This is a genomic window from Sulfitobacter profundi (assembly GCF_042661425.1).
GTDB lineage: Bacteria > Pseudomonadota > Alphaproteobacteria > Rhodobacterales > Rhodobacteraceae > Sulfitobacter > Sulfitobacter profundi.
The window spans coordinates 437,386-457,524 of record NZ_JBHSWA010000001.1 but is presented as its reverse complement, the minus strand read 5'-3'; the positions used below and the strand labels follow the sequence as shown (position 1 = coordinate 457,524).

The following is a 20,139-nucleotide window of genomic DNA, read 5'->3' as shown; positions in this document are numbered from 1 at the left end:
CGTCTTTCCGCTCCAGAAGGACAATCTCACCGAATTCGATTTTCAGCCACTCGTCCCCGTCTTCGGTCAGCGGCTCTGACGCGAGTATGGCCGAGGTGGCCTCCCCTCGGGGCAGGGGTCGATGTCGTAAGAATTCGCATGGTCGTCAAAATTCGCGCCGGTAAGGAGGTAGATCGGCTCAAGCAGCATCGAAAGGGGCAGGTCCTCCTCTCGCAGCTTTTCCCAATCGCCCGTCACATCGGTTTCGCCCTCATGGCCGCAGCCAAAGTTCACGCCGATGATCCGATCCGAACTGACAAGCGCAATCTTGAGTTTGGTCAGCGCCGCAAGATCGAGGTCGCGCGCGGCTTTGCAGATCACCTTCAGTAGTTTTTCAAACCCGCGCTGCACATCGTCATCGCTGTCGCCTTCCAGCAAGGACAGCAGCAGCACATAGAGAAATTCCGTATCCGTCGTGCCGCGCATCTGGGTGAGGTATTGATCTTTGCAATGGGGCAGGAGCTCACGTTGCAACTGCCGCCAATGGGGCAGGGCACCGTTCTGGGCGATGATCCACGGGGTATGGTCAAAGGAAAACGGGTGGCAGTTTTCATCGGCCTGCACGACGCTGGCGTCATAAGAGGCCGCGCGGATATGCGACAGCATCGTATGGGCCTGCAGGCTGGGGATCAGGGTCTTGGCATTGTCGTCGTGAAAGGCCGCTTTGGGCCGGTGATAAAGCAGCGGCGCGTCGGGTTTCAGCAGATGCGCGCTCCAAGCGGCAAAGCCCCAACCGGCCAGTTGCAGGCTGGGGTGAAGTTCCGGATCAAGGCTCTGATTCAGCAGGCTGTTCTCAGGCGCAAGGAGCAGCGACTCGATTGGCAGTTCAGGTCCGATATAGGCGAGGAAGCGGCACATGGTTTTCCTTACTCTTGAGATATTTCAGCGGTTTCACGAAGGGTGTGAAGGGCTGAGATAGAGCGGTGCACGCGGAAATCGACAGGTGGGCCGAACAGGGGGGGCGACAGGGGGCTTGCAGGGGGCGAATGCCCCACCCTGTCGACGACAGGCGCCGCCAACTGGGCTGGGGCGCGGTGGCTTGACCAAAGAGCGCCGCGGGCGGCATCAGATGCGCGCCACCCGCAGTCTGACCTATGATCAAACGTCAGAGATATAGTCCGCCGAGACATAGCCCTGCACCTCTGGCGCATCGGCCAAGGACACCCGACACCAAAGCTGGCCAATCTCGGTCACGCAATCGCGGCGGTTCAAGATGGTGCCATCGGGCAGCCCCATGATGACCCCGAAATCAAGCCCGGGCCCAGACCGCAGCTTCAAAAGCTCATCCGGTCCGGTGCGGTGGACCATCACCTGATCGGCGGCGATGCCCGCACAACCTGCGGCGAAAATAAGGGTGGAAACGGCTGCGAATGTGATCCTGCGCATGATCTGCCTCTCTCTGGTTTTCTCACGTCATAGATCGAAAACGGGGCTGATCCTAGCCACCTTATCCCGTGGGCTCTTTGCACTGCTCCAAGGCGCGTTTCAAAGAATGCTCGTCATAGGGTTTCATCAAGCTGACATAGCGCGAGGGCTCGGTCTCGCCTTCGGCATATTCTCGCGGATCGGCCCCAGAGGCGATGATAACCGCGATCTCGGGGCGTAGTTGCGTGACGTGCTGCACCAGATCCATGCCAGAGCCGTCGGGCAGGCCGAGATCTGTGAACATGATGTCGAACCGCTCGGCCTCAAGGCTGCGTTCGGCGGCGGCGACGCTGTCGGCTTCGGTCACGGCATAGCCCAGATCGGCAAGCATATCCGCGGTCGCCATGCTGATCAGCGCATCGTCTTCGACCAGCAAAATTCTAGGTGCGTCATCGGGGGCGCTGTGCGCGTCTTCCTGCGCCCCGTGGGCGGCATCGCTGCCGGATTGGCGAGAGAGAATCTCATGAATTTTCAGGGCCAGCCGCTCGCGGGTGTAGGGTTTGCTCAGCAGATCGACCCCTTCGTCCAGCCGCCCGGCGTGGACAATCGCATTCTGGGTATAGCCCGAGGTAAAGAGCACGCCGACATTCGGCAGATGCGCCTTGGTCTCGCGGGCAAGCTCGGGGCTGCGGATTTTGCCAGGCATGACCACATCGGTAAAGAGCAGATTGATCTTCACCCCGCTTTTGACGATTGCCAACGCGCTATCGGCATTCTCGGCGGTGAGCACGCCATAGCCAAGATCGCGCAGCTGATCGACGGCGGTCTCGCGCACGGCGGCGTCGTCTTCGACCACGAGGATCACCTCACCGCTGCCCGTGGGCGTTTCGGTGGTGGCAGGCAACGGGGCGCTTTCTTCCTGGCGCTGCGTGCGCGGCAGATAGACCCGCACGGTCGTGCCTTGGTTCTCTTCGCTGTAGAGTTTGATATGCCCGCCGGACTGTTTGATGAAGCCGTAAACCATGCTGAGGCCAAGCCCCGTGCCTTCGCCCGTGTCTTTGGTGGTGAAGAAGGGATCAAAGACCTTTTCCATGATCTCCGGTGCGATGCCTGCGCCGGTATCGGTGATCGCCAGCATGACATATTGGCCGGGGGCCACATTCGGGTGACTTTGGGCATAGGCGTCGTCAAGGGCGGCGTTGCCCACTTCGATTGTCAGCTTGCCATGGTGGGCCATCGCGTCGCGCGCGTTGATCGCAAGGTTCAGGATCACGTTTTCCAACTGCGCCGGATCGACAAGACAGTTCCACAGCCCGCCCGAGATCACCGTTTCGACCTCGATCCCTTCGCCAAGGGTGCGGCGCAACATGTCGTCCATGCCCCGCACCAATCGGCCAAGGTTTTGCGGCTTCGGCTCCAAGGGTTGCTGCCGCCCAAAGGCGAGCAGTTGCGCGGTCAGCTTTGCGCCGCGCGACACCCCCGCCATGGCGTTGTCGACAAACCGCCGCTTGGCGTCGACCTCGGCCAGTTCCTTTGACAAAAGCTGAAGGTTGCTGCCCACCACCTGAAGCAGGTTGTTGAAATCATGCGCGATGCCGCCAGTGAGTTGGCCCACGGCTTCCATCTTTTGCGCCTGTACCAACTGCGCCTCAAGCCGGTCCCGTTCGGCCATGGCCTCTTCGACCTTGGTTTTCAGCGCATTGCTGAACTCAAGCTCCGCATTGCGCGCGCGCAGTTCCTCGCGCAGGTCGCGGACCTCGATCACGGTGCCCACGGTTTTGCCGGTCTCATCCTTCATCGGCGAGGCGGTGAAGCCCACGGGATAGAAACTGCCGTCCTTATGGACAAAGGTTTCCTCACCCTGCGTCTGGTGGTTTTCCGGAAAAGCGCGGTCGATGGCGCAGTCTTCGATCGGGAAATGCCGCCCGTTGGGGTGGGTGTGGTGGATCACGTCATGCAGCGGTCTGTTGATGGTTTCCTCGAATTTATAGCCGGTCAACTCTTCGGCTGCGCGGTTCATAAAGACGCATTGCTGTTTGTCGTCCATCATGAAGATGGCCATCGTGGTGTTGCTCAGGATCGCGTCCAGCCGGGCCGAGACTTTGGTCAGCGCCGCGTTGGTCTCTTTCTGTTTGGTGATGTCCTGAATGGCCGCATAAAGGACCTTTTCGCCTTCGGTTGAGATCAGCTGCAAATGGGTCAGAACGCAATACCGCGAGCCGTCCTTGCGCTGGTGGACCGTCTCATATTCAATCGTTGTCGTCTTGCCGTTGATCAGCGGCTCGACGAGGTCCAGAAACGCCTCGCGCGTCAGTTCGGGCTTGATGTCCCACGCCGCCATGCCGCGCAGCTCTTCCATCGAATAGCCAAGGTTCTCCCGCGCGCCGCGATTGGCGAGGGTGAAGGTAAAGTCTTCGACTGAAAACAGGTAAACTTCGCTTGCCGCGTCTTCGACGATCTGCCCAAGGCGATCGCTCGCCAATCTCAATGCTTCTTGCACCATTTTCCTCAAGCTTGTCGGTCGTTGGACCCGGCTAAATTCAACCTGCAAGTTGCAGGGTATATGTAACCTAGTCTTATGAAGCGGCAAGACGAGCGCAAGAAGCACATTCTTTCAAGGGGCGGGTTTTTGCGCAGAAAAACGCGGGCCAGCACCCGCCAAGATTGGCGGATGCCGGAGAGGATGAGAGGCTACGCGACGCGGTGGCCCATGGCATAGACCGACCGCAGGATCGGCGCATCTTTCATCACCTCGAACTGGATCAGGTCGGCCCGCGCACCCAAAGCGATCTCGCCCCGGTCGGTCAGGCCTACGTGATGCGCGGGCGTGCGGGTGACGGTCGCCAGCCCCCGCGCCATATCGCCCCAAAGATTGCCCAGTTGCACCGCCCCCAACAGCAGGGCCGCGGGGACATAGTCAGACGACAGAATATCGAGCAGATCCAGTTCCGCCAATTCCTTTGCCGCCACATTGCCCGAATGCGACCCGCCGCGCACGAGGTTGGGCGCGCCCATGATCGTGGCGATGTTTTGGGTGTGACAGGCCTCTGCCGCCGCGCGGGTGGTGGGGAATTCGGCCAAGCGCACGCCGTGGGCGTGGCTGGTCGCGACCTGCTCGGCTGTGGTGTCATCGTGGCTCGCCAGTGCGGCGCCATAATGCGCGGCGGCTGCCACCGCTGCCGCCTCATGTTTCGCGCCCAGCCGTTCTTGCAGCCCATGTAGGAAGGTGACGTAATCGCCGAAATCCTCACGCGGCAGACCGTTTTTGCCGCAGACGTAATCCTCGAATTTTTGCACATCGCGGAACTGGCGTTGGCCCGGCGTGTGGTCCATGAGGCTGACAATGCCGACTTTGTCGTCGGGGCCAAACTCGGCCAGTTCTTCCACCAGCGTTTCCGAACAGATCTCGGCCCGCAGGTGAATATGGTGGCTGATCGCCAGCGCCCCGCTGTCGCGCATCATCAGGATTTCATCGGCCATGTCGCGGGCATATTTGCCATAGCGCTTGCGTCCCGCGTCCGACAGGATCGACCCCACCCGGATCGCGTCGAAAACCGTGGTGATCCCGGTGCCCGCCAACTCGCGGTCATGGGCGATGATCGCCGCGCGGTGCGGCCAGTCGACCTTGGGGCGCGGTTTCATATGGCGCTCAAGGTTGTCGGTGTGCAGTTCCACCAGACCGGGGGCGAGGTAGCGGCCTTCGCAATCGACCGCCCCCTGTGTGACGGCGGTGCCTTCGGCGATATCGGCGATCACCCCATCGCGCAGCACCACGCTGCCGGGGATCACCGCATCGGGCAGGATGATTTTGGCATTGGCGAGAATGGTTTCTTTTGTCATGTGAACGTCACGCTTGTTGCGCATCCATGGATGCAGGGAGAAGATGAATGAAGTTCGACCGCTACGCGATCTATTACACGCCGCAGGGCAGTTTGGCCGAAGCCGGAGCCGCTTGGCTGGGCTGGGATGTGGCGCGCGGGCAGGCCGTGGCGCATCCTGAAGTGGCCGCGCTGGACGTGGCCGCCGTGACCGAAACACCGCGCAAATACGGGCTGCATGCGACGATCAAACCGCCCTTTGTTTTGGCCGAAGGCACATCGGCTGACGGCCTGCAATCCGCGTTCGAGACAGTTTGTGCGCAGCTTGCCCCCGTCACGCTGGACGGTCTGACCCTGACCCCGCTGGGCCGCTTTCTGGCGCTGACGCCCGAGGGGACACCGCCGCGCTCAACGCCATGGCCGCCGAGGTGGTGCGCGGCCTCGACACGTTCCGCGCGCCCCCTTCCGAAGCCGATCTGGCCCGCAGGCGTCAGGCCAATCTGACCCCAAAGCAGGAAGCGAACCTCAGCCAATGGGGCTATCCTTACGTGATGGAGGCGTTCCGCTTTCACATCACCCTGACCGGCAAGCTGCCCAAGGGCGATCTGCCGCAGGTCACCGCAGCGCTGGCCCCCTATATCGCGCCGCACCTTCCGCAGCCCTTCACGCTGGGCAGTCTGACGCTGGTGGGGCAGGCCGAAGACGGTATGTTCCACGAGGTTCACCGCGCCGCCCTCTCGGGATAGAGCGCCGCCAACGCCTGCGCCACGGTCTGCTTGAGTGGGCCGGAGTTATCAATCTCGATCGCCGCGATATGGTCGGGCAGGGCGCTGTCGGCCCGGGCCAGCCGTGCGGTGATTTCTGCTTCGGTTTCGCGCCCACGGCCCCGCAGCCGGTCCGCCAATACGTCGGGCGAAGCGGTCAGCGACAGCACCTCGAACCGCGCAAACCGCAGTTTGGCCTCGGTCAGCACCCCGCGTGAGAGGTTGGCGAGCACATCGCGCCCCTCAGCCAGCGCCATTTCAACCGCTATGGGAATGCCATAATGCAGCCCATGCGCGGCCCAACTCAAGGCAAAGGCGCCCTCCGCTTCGAGCCGCAGAAACGCCGCCTCGCTGATCCCGTCGAAATCCTCGCCCCCGGCCTCACCGGGCCGGGTGATGGCGCGGCGGGCGAGGAAGAGGTCGGGCAGGGTTTCGGCCAGTCCTTCCATCACGCTGTCCTTGCCCACACCCGACGGGCCGACCACCGCGATAAAACGCCCGCTCATGCGGCCAGTCCGGGGTGAAACGGGTCACGTCCACTTCGCGGTCACAGATCTGGTCGCGGGCGGCCTCATCATGGAAGATGCCCAAGATCGCCGTGCCGCGGGCTTTGGCTTCTTCGATCAATGCCAGCACCGTGGCGCGGTTGGTGGCGTCAAGGCTCGCCGTCGGCTCATCCAGCAGCAAGACGGGGTAGGGGTGTGCAAAGCCGCGCGCGATGTTCACCCGCTGCTGCTCGCCGCCCGAAAAGGTCGTGGGGCTGAGCTGCCAAAGCCGCTGCGGGATGTTGAGCTGCGCCAGCAGTTCTCCGGCCCGCGCCCGTGCCTCGGCTTCGTTGCTGCCCACCGCGCGAAGCGGTTCGGCCACCACATCAAGCGTCGCCACCCGCGGCACGACGCGCAAAAACTGGCTGACATAGCCCAGCACGTTGCGGCGCAGGTCCAATATCTCACGCGGGGCGGCGCGGGCGACATCCAGATCGCCCACCATGATCCGGCCCGAAGCGGTCAGGTAATTGCCATAGATCATCCGCATCAACGTCGATTTTCCGGCACCCGAGGCCCCGGTTAACGCCACGCATTCGCCGCGCGCCACGGTCAATTCACCGCCGCGCATCACCGGGATCACCGCAGCACCTTGATTGTGCAGGGTAAAGGATTTGCTCACATTTTCCACGCGTATCATGGGTTCAGCCTTGTTTAACCTATTGTTAACTTTTGTAATTTGTTTCGCATGCGAAACATTTCCCTGCACCGTCAAACCTGTAGCACGCTAGAGACCAAAAGCTGCGTATAGCCATGCTGCGGGTCGTCCAACACCTGATCGGTTAGCCCGGTTTCCACCACATGGCCGTCCTTCATCACCATCAGCCGGTCCGCCAGCAGACGCACCACCGCCAGATCATGGGTCACGATAATGGCGCTCAGCCCCATCTCGCGCACCAAGCCGCGCAGGAGGTCGAGCAGCCGTGCTTGCACGCTCACATCCAGCCCGCCGGTGGGTTCGTCCATGAAGACCAGCCGCGGCCCGGTCACGAGGTTGCGGGCAATCTGCAAACGCTGCTGCATCCCGCCCGAGAAGGCGGAAGGCCGGTCATCGATCCGATCTTCGTTGATCTCCACTCGGCCCAGCCAATCGGTGGCGCTGGCGCGGATGTCGCCGTAATGCCGTGCGCCCACGGCCATCAGCCGCTCGCCCACATTGCCGCCCGCGCTCACATTCATGCGCAGCCCGTCGCGGGCGTGCTGGTGGACAAAGGCCCAATCGGTGCGCGACAACATGCGGCGCTCCGGCTCGCTCATCGTCACCGTGTCGCGCAGGCCATCGGCGCGGGTGTCGAAACGCACCGCCCCGCGATCCGGTGTCAGATGCCCCGCCAGTGTGTTCAGCAGCGTGGATTTGCCCGAGCCGCTTTCGCCGACGATGCCCATCACCTCACCGGGGTAGAGATCAAAGCTGACATCGGTGCAGCCAATCCGCGCGCCATAGAATTTCGCGATGTTTTCAACTTGCAATAAAGGGGTCATGCCATGCCCTCCAACACAGGGGCCGCATCCGCGCCGCGATGTCCGGCGGCCTGACGGGCCGCGCAATAATCGGTGTCGGAGCACATGAACAAGCGCCCGCCTGCGTCATCGACGATCAACTCATCCAGATAGCTGTCCTCGGCCCCGCAAAGCCCGCAGGGGTGGTCTGCCTTGCTGGCCTCAAAGGGGTAGTCCTCAAAATCTAGCGACACGACCTGCGTATAGGGCGGCAGCGCATAGATACGCTGTTCGCGCCCCGCGCCGAAGAGCTGGATCGCGGCCATTTCCAGTTTCGGATTGTCGAATTTCGGGATCGGCGAAGGATCCATCACATAGCGCCCTTCGACCTTGACCGGATAGGCATAGGCCGTGGCAATCGCGCCGTGTTGGGCGATGTCTTCGTAAAGTTTTACATGCATCAGCCCGTATTCCTCCAGCTCGTGCATTTTGCGGGTCTCGACTTCCGAAGGTTCAAGAAAGCGCAGCGGTTCGGGGATCGGCACCTGATAGACCAGAACCTGATCTACGCGCAGCGCGGCTTCGGGAATGCGGTGGCGGGTTTGGATGACGCTGGCCTCGGTCGTGGCTTCGGTCACCGCGACACCGGCGGTCTTTTGAAAAAAGCGGCGGATCGAGACGGCGTTGGTCGTGTCATCCGCGCCTTGGTCGATCACCTTGAAGGTATCCTCGGGCGTCAGCACGGCGGCGGACACCTGCACCCCGCCCGTGCCCCAGCCGTAAGGCATCGGCATTTCGCGGCTGGCAAAGGGCACCTGATAGCCCGGGATCGCCAGCCCTTTCAGGATCGCGCGGCGGATCATCCGTTTGGTCTGCTCATCCAGATAGGCAAAGTTGTAGTCGTTCATGCCCCGGTCCTCATTCGTGTATTGTTCGCTCGGTGTCATGGCGGGGCTCATTCTGCGGCCTCCCGCGGCGCGTCTTGGGCCGCCGTCGCCTCGCGGCGCAGCTTGCGGATCAGTTCAAGCTCGGATTGGAAATCGACATAATGGGGCAGTTTGATATGCTCCAAGAATCCCGTCGCTTGGATGTTGTCGGCATGATAAAGCACGAATTCCGCATCCTGCGCAGGCGCGCCGAGGTTGTCTTCGCCCAGTTCCTCCCAACGCAATGCCCGGTCCACCAGCGCCATGGAGATCGCCTTGCGCTCGGACATGCCGAAGACCAGCCCATAGCCACGGGTGAACTGCGGCGGCTCGGACTTGGAGCCCGTGAATTGGTTCACCGTTTCGCATTCGGTCAGCTCAACCTCGCCGATCTCGATGGCGAAACCCAGCTCGGGAATGTCCATTTCCACCGCCACTTTGCCGATGCGCAGTTCCGCGACGAAAGCGTGGTTGCGCGCATAGCCGCGCTGGGTGGAGTAGGCCATGCCAAGCACGAAACCTTCGTCGCCGCGGGTCAGCGCTTGCAGGCGCAGGTCGCGGGTGGCGGGCAGTTCCAGCGGCTCGCGGGTCAGATCGCGCGGCGGGGTGCTGGTATCCGTGTCGCGCTGCATCAGCCCTTCGCGGTCGAGGAATTCCATGATGTGCGGCGTGTCTTTAGAAGGCTCGGCATCGGCCACTTCGGGCGCGGACGGCACCTCACCATCGGCGGCCAGTTTGAAATCAAGCAGCCGGTGCGTGTAGTCGAAGGTCGGCCCCAAGACCTGCCCGCCCGGCGCATCCTTGAAGGTGGCCGAGACGCGGCGGTCGCAGGCCATGGTGCCGGTGTCCATCGGGCGCGAGGCCCCGAAACGCGGCAGGGTGGTGCGATAGGCGCGGATCAAAAATACCGCTTCGATCAGATCGCCCCGCGCCTGTTTGATCGCCAGCGCGGCGAGGTCAGGGTCATAGAGCGAGCCTTCGGCCATCACCCGGTTCACCGCCAGCGTCATCTGTTCGCGAATTTGCGCAACGCTGAGTTCCGGCACGCTTGCGTCACCGCGCCGCTCCTCGGCAAGCCATGCGTGGGCGTTGTCGATCGCCCGCTCGCCGCCTTTTACCGCTACATACATCAGGACACCTTTGTGCTTCGGGGCAGCGCCGCCAGACGGTCGCCGCAGGTGAAAATGAAATCCAAACCGCGCGGGAAGAGCGTCGCGTTTTGTTGGAAGGCCGCGCGGTCGGGCAGCGACAGCGCGGTGCGGTCTCTGATGCCGGGGCCGGTGAGGGTTGCGCCGTTGGCCTGTAGATCATCCACCTCGACGATCAGCGTTGCGGAACGGTCGGGGTAGGCGGCGGTCCCGAGGGGAAGTCGCCGCGCGGCAGGTCGTCCCAAGCGCCTAAGGCGAAGTGCGCCGCATTGGCCGGGGCGAAGGGCGCGCCGGTGTGGAAGGTAATCCAGTCGCGCACTTCGGGCCGGTCAAAGCCGGGCGCGAGGTAGAGCGGCGTTTCGGGGTCGCAGAGTGTCAGCAAGACGACCCCGGCGGCGGTGGACAGGCCCGCAGGCGGTTCGGCCCCGGTCACGCTGTTGATCTCACCCGGTTTGGCCATGGCGTTCATCACCGCGCGAAAGGCGAAAGCGGCGTCTTTCGGCGCGTCGCGAAACCCGCCTGTCAGCGATAGGGTCTGCATCAGTCTTCTCCTCTGACCATGGTGAAAAAATCGACCTTTGTGGCGGCGGCTTTGGCGGCGCGGCGGGCGCGGCGTTGGCCCTCGATCTCGGCCAGTGGGGCGAGCAGTTTGCTGCGGACCTCATTGGCGGCATCGCTCTGCATCAAGGCATCAACGAGGGCCGCTTGCAGCGCCTTGTCGCGGCTGCGGCCTTGGACATAGGCGTGGCCGTCAGGCCCATCCGCAAGCCGCACCGAACAGCGCGTGACCGACATTTCGCCCATGTTAAAGGCATCGCCCACGGCGCCCATCCGGCCCCGCAGCATGACGCCGCCGATCTCGGGCGCGCGGAGCAGGTCATGGGCTGGAACCGCGCCGTAGCGGGCCCAGAGCCGGGCCAGATCAGCGGCCTCGGCCCGCGCGAGCAGCCCCATCCAAGCCTGCCGATCGCGGGTCTTTTCTTTTATTTCAACCGTCATCTAGACACCTTGTGCATTTGTCTAATTTACTATACAACTAGACAAGTATTAGCCGCTGGCCTCCCGCTGGCGCAAGCATGGATATGTGAAACTTCTGCGACATGGCCCGAACTGCGATCTGGAAAACCATCACCGCCACGCTGACCCATGACATCGCCACGGGGAAATACGCCCCCGGCGATCGGCTCCCGACCGAGGCGCAATTGGCGGCGCGGTTTGGGGTCAACCGTCACACGGTGCGCCGGGCGATCAGCGACATGAACGAGAGCGGGCTGACCTACAGCCGTCGCGGAGCGGGGTCTTCGTGGCGCAGCGGCCCACGGATTACCCCATCGGCAAGAGGGTGCGGTTTCACCAGAACCTTGCTGCGGCGGGGCGGGTGCCGGCCAAGCAGATTTTGATGCTGGAGACCCGCGCGGCTTCGGCCCATGAGGCCGAGCAGCTTGGGCTAGAGGGAGAGGCGCTCGTGCATGTCTATGAGGGGCTGTCGCTGGCCGATGACCAGCCCATCGCGATTTTCCGCAGCCTGTTTCCTGCCGCGCGGTTCCCTGATCTGTTAAAAGCGCTTGAGACCAGCCGCTCGGTCACCTCGGCCTTGGCGCAGGGCGGGGTGGCAGATTACACCCGCGCCTCGACCCGGCTGACGGCGAAACTGGCCAATGCCACGCAGGCGCTGCATTTGCGGCTGACCGAAGGCGCGCCGATCTTGCGGTCTGCCGGGATCAACGTGGACCCGGAGGGTGTGCCGGTGGAATATGGGGTGACATGGTTCGCCGGGGACCGCGTGACGCTGACGCTGAACCCCGGCGATTGATGCGCGGCCTTAGTGACCCGCCTCGGTGCCTGCGATCAGCTTGCGGCGCAGCCAGCCTGAGAAGCTGTCCATCGCCACGACCATCAGGATGATCAGCACGATGTAATAGCTGACTTCCTCCCAATCTTTCTGGGTGATGATCGCTTGGGTTAGCAGCAGGCCAATGCCGCCGCCGGTGATCGCGCCGATGATGGTGGCCGAACGGGTGTTCGATTCCAGATAGTAGAGGACTTGGCTCAGCAGCACCGGGGTGATCTGCGGGATGACGCCAAAGCGGTAGCGTTGCACAGGTGCTGCCCCGGTGGAGGCGATGCCCTCGATCTGTTTATCGTCCACATTCTCCAGCGCTTCGGAGAAGATTTTGCCGAAGGTGCCGGTATCCGTCAGCAGGATCGCCAGTGATCCGGTCAGCGGGCCGGGGCCAAAGGCGCGGGAGAGAACGATGGTCCAGATCAGCCCGTCGACCCCGCGCAGGAAGTCGAACAACCGCCGCGCGGCAAAGCGCAGACCGCCTAAGGGGAGAAGTTCTTGGCCGCGAGGAACCCCAGCGGCAGGGCAATCATCGCCGCGCCAAAGGTGCCGAGAAAGGCCATGAGAATGGTCTCAACCAGCGCCCAAGCGACATCGCCGTGACGCCACATTTTGTTGGTCCAGAAATCCTGCCAGATCGCGCCGTATTCACCGCTGCGCAGCAGCTCTAGCGGGGACATGCCATGGTAGGGGCTGTCGAGCGTGAAGAAGAACAGCTCCCAGCCGTTGAAATAGCGAAAGACCTCGGCACGGTTGCGGGTGATCGTCAGGCGGCCCGCGTCCGTGGTGATCGCAAGGCGGTTTTTGGAGGCGTTGATCCACTCGGGCAGGGGGCCGTCGGGCAGGGTGGCATTGACGCCGCTGCGCCCCGGCGTGGCGGTGATCAGGCCGTAGCCCGGCACGTCATAGCGCACCTCCGGCCCCAGTTCGACGGTATGGCCGTTGCCAAGCTCGACAAGCGTCGTCTCGCCCAAGGTGACCCAATCGGGGGCGGTGCCCGGCGCATAGCGGCCCTTGCGCTCACCTTCGATGGCGATCTCCATCTCGCCGTTGCGGTTGTCGCGGGCGACATGGGTTTTGTAGCTATAGCTGTCGGCGACCAGCGTCTTCATGTTCGACACGTTGATACGATCGCCCAGCCCGGCCACGTCAAAGGCGAAGAAGACGTAAGCGAGGTAGGCAAGGATCAGCACCGGCGCGGCAAGGCTCGCCATGCGCTTGCGGCGGAAGCTGCGGCTGGCGACCTGCTGGGCAGGGAGGGTGGAAGCGGTAAGGTCGGTCACAGGATGGCTCCCTTGTCCTTATAGGCGCGGCCATGGGTCAGCCGGTCGCGGAAATGGCTCGAGACTTGGTCAACGATGATGATAGCGCCGAAGAGCAGCAGAAAGATCGCCGCTGCTTCGTCGAATTTGCCTTGGCCCCAAGACATCGTGTTGCGCAGGTCATAGCCGATGCCGCCTGCGCCGACGAAACCAAGAATGGCCGAGGCGCGAATGTTGATCTCAAACCGCAGCAGCGCGTAGGAGAGATAGTTGGGCGCGACCTGTGGCACGACGCCCAAGACCATCCGTTGCAGCCAGCCCGCCCCGACAGAGGCAAGCCCGTCGACGGGCTTGAGCGACGCGTTCTCGTTCACCTCAGAGAAGAGCTTGCCAAGCGCGCCCACGGTATGCAGCGCGATGGCGATCATCGCAGGCACCGGGCCACCACCGAGCAAAAAGATCAGCACGAGGGCGACGACAATTTCAGGCACGGCGCGCAGCACGTCTAGCAGGCGGCGCAGGGGGCCGAGGAGCCATGGCGCGGGGGCAAGGCCGCGTGTGGCCAGAAGGGCGGCGAAAAACGCGAAAAGCGCACCGATCAGCGTCGCGGCCCCGGCGATGTTCACCGTTTCGATGAGAGAGGGGAGGTATTTCACGAAATAGCCGGGCAGCAGATGAATGCGCTCCCATGCCTCGCTCAGCACATCGGCGGGGAAATCAAAGACATTGGGCAGCCCGTTCCAGAACCCGCCAGCGTTGCGGGCATTGGCGGTGCCGAAACCGCCGATCAGCAGGGCCACGAAAACGACCAGCAAGATCATATTCATCACCCGCTTTTGTCGGGTATGGGCAAGGTAATCCGCCGTGATATCAGGCGCGGTGGTGGTCTGTTGCATCTGTCGTCCCCCTATGACGACAGGCCCCGACAATCGTTGCCGGGACCTGCCAGATGTCTTTTGTCCCTTAGGATCAGTTAGATTTCGCCTTGCGCGCTTCGACGATCGAGACATAGGCGTCATGGGCAATCGGATCGAAGCCGAGGCTTTCGCCCGCGGCCACACCATAGGCGCAGTCGGCGTCCATCTCGTGGAGCTCATCCACCAGTGCGGTCATGGTCGTTTTGACCTCTTCGGGCAGGTCTTTGCGCAGCACGACCGGGCCTTCGGGGATCGGCTTGGAACGCCAGATTTCCACCAGATCGTTCATGTCGATCAGGCCCGCATCCACGGCTTTGCGCAGCGCGCCGGAGTTGTAGCCGTCTTCCCAATTGCCCTGACCGTCGGCCCATGTCACGCCGCCCGCGACATCACCGTTGTTGACCGCGACGATGGTCTGCTCATGCCCGCCGGTGAATTTCACTTCGCCGAAGTAGTCGCCGGATTCCATGGTGGCACCGGTTGTCTGGGGGATTTCGATGGAGGGGATCAGGTAGCCAGAGGTGGAGTTCGGATCGCCAAAGCCAAAGACTTTTCCCTGCATGTCTTCAAGCGTGTTGATGCCCGCATCTTTGCGCGCGAAGCCGATGGAGTGGTAGCCGTAGGAGCCATCAAGGTTGATCTTGACCAGCACCGGCTCAACCGCTTCGGGGTCTTGCAGGTGAACGGCGGCATAGGCCGAGGCACCGAGCCACGCCATGTCGAGCGTGCTGCCCAGCAGACCTTGGATCACGCCGTTATAGTCGGCAGGGGCGAAGAGTTTGGCCGGAACGCCAAGGCGCTCTTCGGTGTAGCCGCGCAGACATTCGTAGGAGTTCATCCGGTCCTGCGCGTTTTCCCCGCCAAGGATGCCGATGCGGAATTCGGTGACATCGGCGCTTTGGGCCAGTGCAGCGCCGGTCAGGGCCGTGGTTGCCAATGCGGCGGCGATGAGCTTCTTCATTTTGTCGTCTCCAGTTTGAAAATATGCCCATTGGGGCGGGTCGTGTCAGGCTGGCACCTTGTCCAGCGTTTCGATCTCGGTTGAGGTGGCGGCTTCGGAGAAGCTGCTGTCTGCACCGTAGATTTCGCGGGCCATGCTGGTGGTCAGTTGCGCGGGCGTGCCGTCAAAGACGATTTTCCCGTCGCGCATCCCCACCACGCGGTCGCAATAGCGGCGCGCGGTATCCAGCGTGTGAAGGTTGGCGATGACCATACGGCCGTCTTCCTCGTGAATGCGACGCAGCGATTGCATCACCACCTGCGCGTTCATCGGGTCGAGGCTGGCGATCGGCTCATCCGCCAGAATGATCTGCGGGTCTTGCATCAGGGCGCGGGCGATGGCGACGCGCTGCTGCTGGCCACCCGACAGCGCCTCGGCCCGTTTGGGCGCATGTTGCGCGATGCCCAGACGGTCGAGGATTTCAATCGCGCGGGTGATGTCAGCATCGGGGTAGAGGTTGAAGATGCTGCTGAGCGTCGAGCGGCAGTTGAGTGTGCCGTGCAGCACGTTCGACACCACATCCATCCGCGGGACGAGGTTGAACTGCTGAAAGATCATCGCACATTCCGCCTGCCAGCCGCGCCGGGCCGCGCCGCGCAGGGCGGTCACATCGCGCCCTTGAAACAGGATCTGCCCAGAGGAGGCATCGGTCAGTCGATTTAACATCCGCAGCAGCGTGGACTTCCCCGCGCCAGAGCGGCCGATGATCCCGATCATCTGCGGCTTGTCGACCTGCAGATTGGCGCGGGCCACCGCTGTGTTCGCGCCGAATGTTTTGGTCAGTTCAGAAATGACGAGCATAAGTCCCCCGGGGTTTGCGGGGCGAGCTATCGCAGCGGTGAATGTCACGAATGTTTAAGTTTGACGAAGCTTTTGTAACGTGCGGTTTTTTCGGGAACGGCTGTCTGGGGGCAGGCGTTTGTGCTTGTTTTATAGGCGGTTGGGCGGCGCGGCTGCCCCGCGCGGGGCAGTACGCAGGCTGGGGAATGTGCGGCGCAAGAGCCAGCCAACCTCAATAAAACAAGGGCCAGTTAAATAGAGCTTGCGGAACAAAGCCCCCGGATTAATGCTTTCTCTTACAGGGCGGTTCGGATAGGGCCGCATCGGGTCAGACCGCGCAGCCCCGCGCGGCGGACCGTAATATCTTTGGCCGGATCACCGGTCGCGCAGTGCCACCCCGCCGCGCCCCCTTCGGTGATACAGGCCCCCGACAAGCATCTAAAGGAGCGCGTTTATGGACGCCCAGATTATCGCATTTTTGATTCTGTTGCCGATCACATTGGTTTTTGTCTACGCAGGCATCCACGAATTCCGGCGCTACAAAAGCGAGGGCAAGGCGAACTATGGGCTGGTTTTCGATGAGGAAAGCGGCACCACCCATGTCAGCGGCATCGCCGAAGACGAAGACCCCTTCGACCCCGACGATTTTGACCCCAACGACTATAACGATCCCGAAGTGAAAACCGACACGGATGAGCGCAAATCGTGAGCGGTAAGATCCGCTGCGCCGCCTTGCTGCTCTGGCTCGCGCTGCCCGCGGGCGCCGACCCCCTCGCCGAGATCGTGATTTTGGGGGAGGTACATGACAACCCCCATGCCCATCTCGAACAGGCCGCCGCGCTGGAGACGCTGCGCCCCACTGCTGTGGTGTTCGAGATGCTCACCGCCGCGCAGGGGGCAAAAGCCGATGCCGATCGCAGCCAGATCGCGCAGGCTTGGGCGGCAAGTGGTTGGCAGGATTTCGACATCTACGCGCCGATCTTCGATGCTTTGGGCGAAGCCCGGATCATCGGTGCCGCCGCCCCCGCGAGGCGGTGCGCAGTGTGTATCTTGAGGGCGCAGCCGCTCTTTTCGGGCCGGAAGCGGCGCGCTTTGGCCTTGATCAACCGCTGCCCGACGATCAGCTGGCGGCCCGGATCGAGGTGCAGTTCGCCGCCCATTGCCGGGCCATGCCGCGCGACATGATGGGGGGCATGGTCGCCGTGCAACGCTACCGCGACGCCACATTCGCGCGCGCGGCGCTCGAAGCGCTTGAGACCTATGGCCCGCCCGTGGCCGTGATCACCGGCAACGGCCATGCCCGCACCGATTGGGGCATTCCCGCGCTGATCGCGCAAGCGGCCCCCGAGGTCACGACCCATGCCATCGGCTTTGTCGAAAAACAGACAGAGATGCCATTTGACGAGACCCGCCTGATCCCGCCCACCAAGCGCGAAGACCCCTGTAACGCCCTGACCAAGAATTAAAGGACCCGCCCATGTACCTTGCCATGAACCGTTTCACCGTACTGCCCGAGAATGCCGCCGCATTCGAAGAGCTTTGGCTGAACCGCGAAAGCCATCTGAAAGAGACGGAGGGGTTCGTGTCCTTCCACATGCTCAAAGGGCCAGAGGAGGAGGGGACGATCCTCTATGCCTCGCACACCATTTGGGAAAGCGAAGCGCATTTTCGGGCATGGACCACCAGCGACGCCTTTCGCGCGGCGCATGCGCGGGCGGGGCAAACCCGCAAGCTGCACGAAGGCGCGCCGCGGTTCGAGGGCTTTCAGACTATTCAGCAAATCGAAGCAGTCTGACGCGGGGCAGGCGGGACTTTCTATACTTGACTAAAATAATCGGATTAAGTAGCCGTTATAAGAGCCCGGTATTTTGGCCGGGGTATGAACGACTTTACGCCGAAACCGTCCAAGCCACCGCGCGTCGGAAGCCCGGATGTCAATGGAAAGGAGCCCGCCCCCGTGAGGACACCCGTGACCACGCCCGAGCCAATGGCCCATGCCCGGCTACAGACGCAATCCAACAACAGCTGGCGCGATATCGCGCTTGGCAGCAACGATACCGCGCCCTGCGATGGCTTTGGCCTTGAGCACCTCATCGATCTGCAACGCGCCCGCCAGATGGGGGACGCAGGATGAGCCTGATGCAAAAGCTGCCCGATCCCTCGCCCGCAGGCCAACCGGTCGAAGACGCCGTGCATGATGCGCGTGCCTTGGTGCCCAATGGCTCGACGGCCAATATCGTGCTGGACGGCCAAACCTATACGCTGCGCATCACGCGGGCAGGGAAATTGATCCTGACGAAATAGGCCGCGCGGCTGCCCAAGTGTGGCGCGGAACGCCTAAGGCGCGGCTGCGGCTTGCCCTCACGCCACGGCGTCTTTACTGACGCGCCATGCCCGGCCTTTTCGCCTTTTCCGTCCTTCGCCGCTGACATGCTGGCCCTGCTGAGCCTGTTCTTCGCGGCCCTGCTGGCGGCGACGCTGATCCCCGCGCAATCCGAAGCGGTGCTTTTGGGGCTGATGTGGTCGGGTGCCCATGCCACGGCGTTGTTGTGGCTGGTGGCGACGCTGGGGAATGTGCTGGGCTCGCTGCTGAATTGGCTGCTCGGGCGCTACCTCAGCCATTTTGCCGATCACCGCTGGTTTCCTTTCTCGGCGCGGCAGATGGGGCGGGCCTCTGGCTGGTATCAACGCTGGGGGTATTGGAGCCTGCTGGCCAGTTGGGTGCCGATCATCGGCGATCCGCTGACCTTGGCCGCGGGCATGATGCGCGAACCGCTTTGGCGCTTCTTGCTGATTGTCACCCTTGCCAAAGGCGGGCGCTATCTGGTGCTGATCCTGCTCGCGCGCGGGGTTCTGTGACGCTCAGAGCGGGGTGATCCCTTCGAGCGGCGGCAGCGGGTTGGGCGTGGTCACGAGGGCCGGACGGCGCTTTTCGTAAAAGGCATTGCCGCCTGCGGTCACCACGTAATGCATGTTGTTGTAATTGGCATTGTACCACGCGGCGTGGAAGAATTTCGCGCGGGTGACCTTGGGGTGACGCTCACCCTGAAGCACCGCCAGCGCCGTGGCGCGGGCCAATGGGGCCCCGCGATCGCTCATCGGTTTCGTCATCACGCCCGGTGCGAACTGATTGCGCTGGCCGACCACCCCGCAGACCGTATCGGGGAAGGCTTCGGAATGGACGCGGTTCAACACCACCGTGCCCACGGCGACCATCCCGTCGCGGCTGGAGCGGTTGGATTCGAAATACATCGCCCGCGCCATACACTCCACCTCACCCACCGGGACCGCGACCACTTCGGTCTGCTTACCGCCACAAGCGGCGAGCAGGCCAAGGCCCAGCATCAAAGCGGCGGTGCGGATTTTCGGGGGCTGAACGCGCATGGGCGGCCTTTCTGGGTGAGGGGGCAGGTGGCGCGTAATTTTCCAGCAAACGCGGGGCGAGGCAAGACCCGCGCCCCGGCTCAGGCGGTTTCTCTCCGGGTGGGGCGCGCGGGGGCGCTTGGGCTGACGATTGATCTAGTGTAATACTTGATAAAACAGTCATGAACCCAGCAGGGCCGTTCTTATGAAAGTCACCTACCGGGATGTGAAAACCGACATCCTGTCAAAGATCACCAAGGCTGAGTGGCCTCTGGGCAGTCTTGTGCCCAATGAAGTCGATCTGGCCGAGACCTATGGCTGCGCCCGCGCGACGGTCAACCGTGCCATGCGCGAATTGGCCGACGAAGGGTTTATCGAGCGCCGCCGCAAAGCCGGGACGCGGGTGCGCATGGCCCCGGTGCGGCAGGCGCGCTTCGACATTCCGCTGGTCCGGGCCGAGATCGAAGAGAAGGGCGCTGATTATCGCTATTCGCTGGTGAGCCACGCGGTTGAGCCTGCGCCGGACTGGTTGCGCGCGCGGCTGAAACTGACCGCAGGCAGCGAGGCGCTGCATCTGGTCTGTATGCATTACGCCGATGGCGATCCCTATCAATATGAAGACCGCTGGATCAACCTTGCGACCCTGCCGCAGGCGCGGGAGGAGGATTTTGCAGAGGTGGGGCCGAACGAATGGCTGATCTCGGCAATACCTTTTTCGGATGTTGAGATCAGCCTCTCCGCCGGACTGGCCGATCAGCGGCTGAGTGAGTATCTCGCCTGCGCCTTGGGTGATCCGGTTTTCACGGTCGAGCGTTCGACATGGTGGGAGGGGCAGGCGGTGACCTATGTGCGCCTGTCGCATCGCCCCGGTCACCGTCTGACGACCCGCTATTGATGCGCCGCCACGTGAGGGCGGCGGCGCGTGGTGC

The 20,139-nt window shown here is 62.8% G+C and carries 19 protein-coding genes and 6 pseudogenes; 9 read left to right on the top strand and 16 right to left on the bottom strand.

All coding sequences use genetic code 11. From position 1 onward, the window contains the following. Window positions 1-66: 66 nt before the first annotated feature. The 4 genes from ACFQAU_RS02435 to ACFQAU_RS02420 form a co-directional block, all read right to left on the bottom strand. The gene (locus tag ACFQAU_RS02435; RefSeq protein WP_386280253.1) at window positions 67-897 is read right to left on the bottom strand and encodes a class II glutamine amidotransferase; all 831 of its coding nucleotides are present in this window, start codon (window positions 895-897) and stop codon (window positions 67-69) included. Window positions 898-1,137: 240 nt separating this feature from the next. Further along, window positions 1,138-1,425, bottom strand: coding sequence for an SH3 domain-containing protein (locus tag ACFQAU_RS02430; protein ID WP_120350536.1), 288 nt, complete (start codon window positions 1,423-1,425; stop codon window positions 1,138-1,140). A 61-nt stretch (window positions 1,426-1,486) separates the two neighbouring features. Continuing rightward, window positions 1,487-3,886, bottom strand: a complete 2,400-nt coding sequence (locus tag ACFQAU_RS02425) for a PAS domain S-box protein (protein ID WP_240791630.1) — start codon at window positions 3,884-3,886, stop codon at window positions 1,487-1,489. 209 nt (window positions 3,887-4,095) lie between these two features. Further along, window positions 4,096-5,244, bottom strand: coding sequence for an alpha-D-ribose 1-methylphosphonate 5-triphosphate diphosphatase (locus tag ACFQAU_RS02420; protein WP_132445663.1), 1,149 nt, complete (start codon window positions 5,242-5,244; stop codon window positions 4,096-4,098). Window positions 5,245-5,291: 47 nt separating this feature from the next. Between ACFQAU_RS02420 and ACFQAU_RS02415 the strand changes: the two are divergent. After that, a pseudogene (locus tag ACFQAU_RS02415) lies at window positions 5,292-5,968 on the top strand (DUF1045 domain-containing protein). Here the strand turns inward: ACFQAU_RS02415 and phnN are convergent. From phnN to phnG, 7 genes and pseudogenes are all read right to left on the bottom strand, one after another. Next, entirely contained in the window at window positions 5,944-6,492 is a 549-nt protein-coding gene (gene phnN, locus ACFQAU_RS02410) for a phosphonate metabolism protein/1,5-bisphosphokinase (PRPP-forming) PhnN (protein ID WP_132445669.1), read from the bottom strand. The pseudogene ACFQAU_RS02415 and the gene phnN overlap by 25 nt on opposite strands. A 10-nt stretch (window positions 6,493-6,502) precedes the next feature. Continuing rightward, window positions 6,503-7,171 (bottom strand): annotated as a pseudogene (gene phnL / locus ACFQAU_RS02405) (phosphonate C-P lyase system protein PhnL); the annotation flags it as partial. A gap of 71 nt (window positions 7,172-7,242) precedes the next feature. Next, window positions 7,243-8,013, bottom strand: a complete 771-nt coding sequence (gene phnK, locus ACFQAU_RS02400) for a phosphonate C-P lyase system protein PhnK (RefSeq protein ID WP_007117460.1) — start codon at window positions 8,011-8,013, stop codon at window positions 7,243-7,245. After that, window positions 8,010-8,879, bottom strand: coding sequence for an alpha-D-ribose 1-methylphosphonate 5-phosphate C-P-lyase PhnJ (locus ACFQAU_RS02395; RefSeq protein WP_132445850.1), 870 nt, complete (start codon window positions 8,877-8,879; stop codon window positions 8,010-8,012). The genes phnK and ACFQAU_RS02395 overlap by 4 nt, the downstream gene beginning before the upstream one ends. A gap of 47 nt (window positions 8,880-8,926) precedes the next feature. After that, complete coding sequence (locus ACFQAU_RS02390) at window positions 8,927-10,027, bottom strand: carbon-phosphorus lyase complex subunit (RefSeq protein WP_132445675.1); 1,101 nt, start codon at window positions 10,025-10,027, stop codon at window positions 8,927-8,929. Further along, a pseudogene (gene phnH, locus ACFQAU_RS02385) lies at window positions 10,027-10,586 on the bottom strand (phosphonate C-P lyase system protein PhnH). Before phnH ends, ACFQAU_RS02390 begins: the two are co-directional and overlap by 1 nt. Continuing rightward, window positions 10,586-11,044, bottom strand: a complete 459-nt coding sequence (phnG, locus tag ACFQAU_RS02380; RefSeq protein ID WP_132445681.1) for a phosphonate C-P lyase system protein PhnG — start codon at window positions 11,042-11,044, stop codon at window positions 10,586-10,588. The pseudogene phnH and the gene phnG overlap by 1 nt, the downstream one beginning before the upstream one ends. A gap of 101 nt (window positions 11,045-11,145) precedes the next feature. Between phnG and phnF the strand changes: the two are divergent. Beyond that, window positions 11,146-11,858, top strand: a pseudogene (gene phnF / locus ACFQAU_RS02375) (phosphonate metabolism transcriptional regulator PhnF). Between the two features lie 9 nt (window positions 11,859-11,867). On the opposite strand, the pseudogene phnE (ACFQAU_RS02370) reads toward phnF, so the two are convergent. From phnE (ACFQAU_RS02370) to phnC, 4 genes and pseudogenes are all read right to left on the bottom strand, one after another. Continuing rightward, window positions 11,868-13,102 (bottom strand): annotated as a pseudogene (gene phnE / locus ACFQAU_RS02370) (phosphonate ABC transporter, permease protein PhnE). 65 nt (window positions 13,103-13,167) lie between these two features. Beyond that, complete coding sequence (gene phnE, locus ACFQAU_RS02365) at window positions 13,168-14,046, bottom strand: phosphonate ABC transporter, permease protein PhnE (RefSeq protein ID WP_132445690.1); 879 nt, start codon at window positions 14,044-14,046, stop codon at window positions 13,168-13,170. Window positions 14,047-14,119: 73 nt separating this feature from the next. Then, a complete protein-coding gene (gene phnD / locus ACFQAU_RS02360; RefSeq protein WP_132445693.1) occupies window positions 14,120-15,028 on the bottom strand; it encodes a phosphonate ABC transporter substrate-binding protein in 909 nt (302 codons plus the stop codon). 45 nt (window positions 15,029-15,073) lie between these two features. Continuing rightward, window positions 15,074-15,868 (bottom strand): phosphonate ABC transporter ATP-binding protein, encoded by a 795-nt coding sequence (gene phnC, locus ACFQAU_RS02355; protein ID WP_132445696.1) that lies wholly within the window; start codon window positions 15,866-15,868, stop codon window positions 15,074-15,076. 433 nt (window positions 15,869-16,301) lie between these two features. On the opposite strand from phnC, the gene ACFQAU_RS02350 reads away from it, so the two are divergent. From ACFQAU_RS02350 to ACFQAU_RS02325, 6 genes and pseudogenes are all read left to right on the top strand, one after another. Beyond that, window positions 16,302-16,556 carry a hypothetical protein gene (locus tag ACFQAU_RS02350; RefSeq protein WP_067935896.1) on the top strand — a complete coding sequence of 85 codons (255 nt, stop codon included), beginning with the start codon at window positions 16,302-16,304 and terminating at the stop codon, window positions 16,554-16,556. Further along, window positions 16,553-17,313 (top strand): annotated as a pseudogene (locus tag ACFQAU_RS02345) (ChaN family lipoprotein). The gene ACFQAU_RS02350 and the pseudogene ACFQAU_RS02345 overlap by 4 nt, the downstream one beginning before the upstream one ends. 11 nt (window positions 17,314-17,324) lie before the next feature. Next, complete coding sequence (gene hmuQ / locus ACFQAU_RS02340; protein WP_120350552.1) at window positions 17,325-17,642, top strand: heme-degrading protein HmuQ; 318 nt, start codon at window positions 17,325-17,327, stop codon at window positions 17,640-17,642. Between the two features lie 162 nt (window positions 17,643-17,804). Further along, complete coding sequence (locus ACFQAU_RS02335) at window positions 17,805-17,981, top strand: hypothetical protein (RefSeq protein ID WP_161487453.1); 177 nt, start codon at window positions 17,805-17,807, stop codon at window positions 17,979-17,981. Window positions 17,982-17,986: 5 nt separating this feature from the next. Continuing rightward, window positions 17,987-18,151 (top strand): hemin uptake protein HemP, encoded by a 165-nt coding sequence (locus ACFQAU_RS02330; protein WP_082849466.1) that lies wholly within the window; start codon window positions 17,987-17,989, stop codon window positions 18,149-18,151. A 51-nt stretch (window positions 18,152-18,202) separates the two neighbouring features. Then, entirely contained in the window at window positions 18,203-18,706 is a 504-nt protein-coding gene (locus tag ACFQAU_RS02325) for a YqaA family protein (protein ID WP_430981518.1), read from the top strand. A 3-nt stretch (window positions 18,707-18,709) separates the two neighbouring features. Here the strand turns inward: ACFQAU_RS02325 and ACFQAU_RS02320 are convergent, their stop codons facing one another. Further along, window positions 18,710-19,231 (bottom strand): cell wall hydrolase, encoded by a 522-nt coding sequence (locus ACFQAU_RS02320; RefSeq protein WP_240791631.1) that lies wholly within the window; start codon window positions 19,229-19,231, stop codon window positions 18,710-18,712. 184 nt (window positions 19,232-19,415) lie between these two features. Here ACFQAU_RS02320 and ACFQAU_RS02315 point away from each other — a divergent pair, with 184 nt between their 5' ends. Beyond that, window positions 19,416-20,105: a UTRA domain-containing protein gene (locus ACFQAU_RS02315; protein WP_132445702.1), complete on the top strand. Its 690-nt coding sequence runs from the start codon at window positions 19,416-19,418 to the stop codon at window positions 20,103-20,105. The last annotated feature ends 34 nt before the right edge of the window (window positions 20,106-20,139 follow it).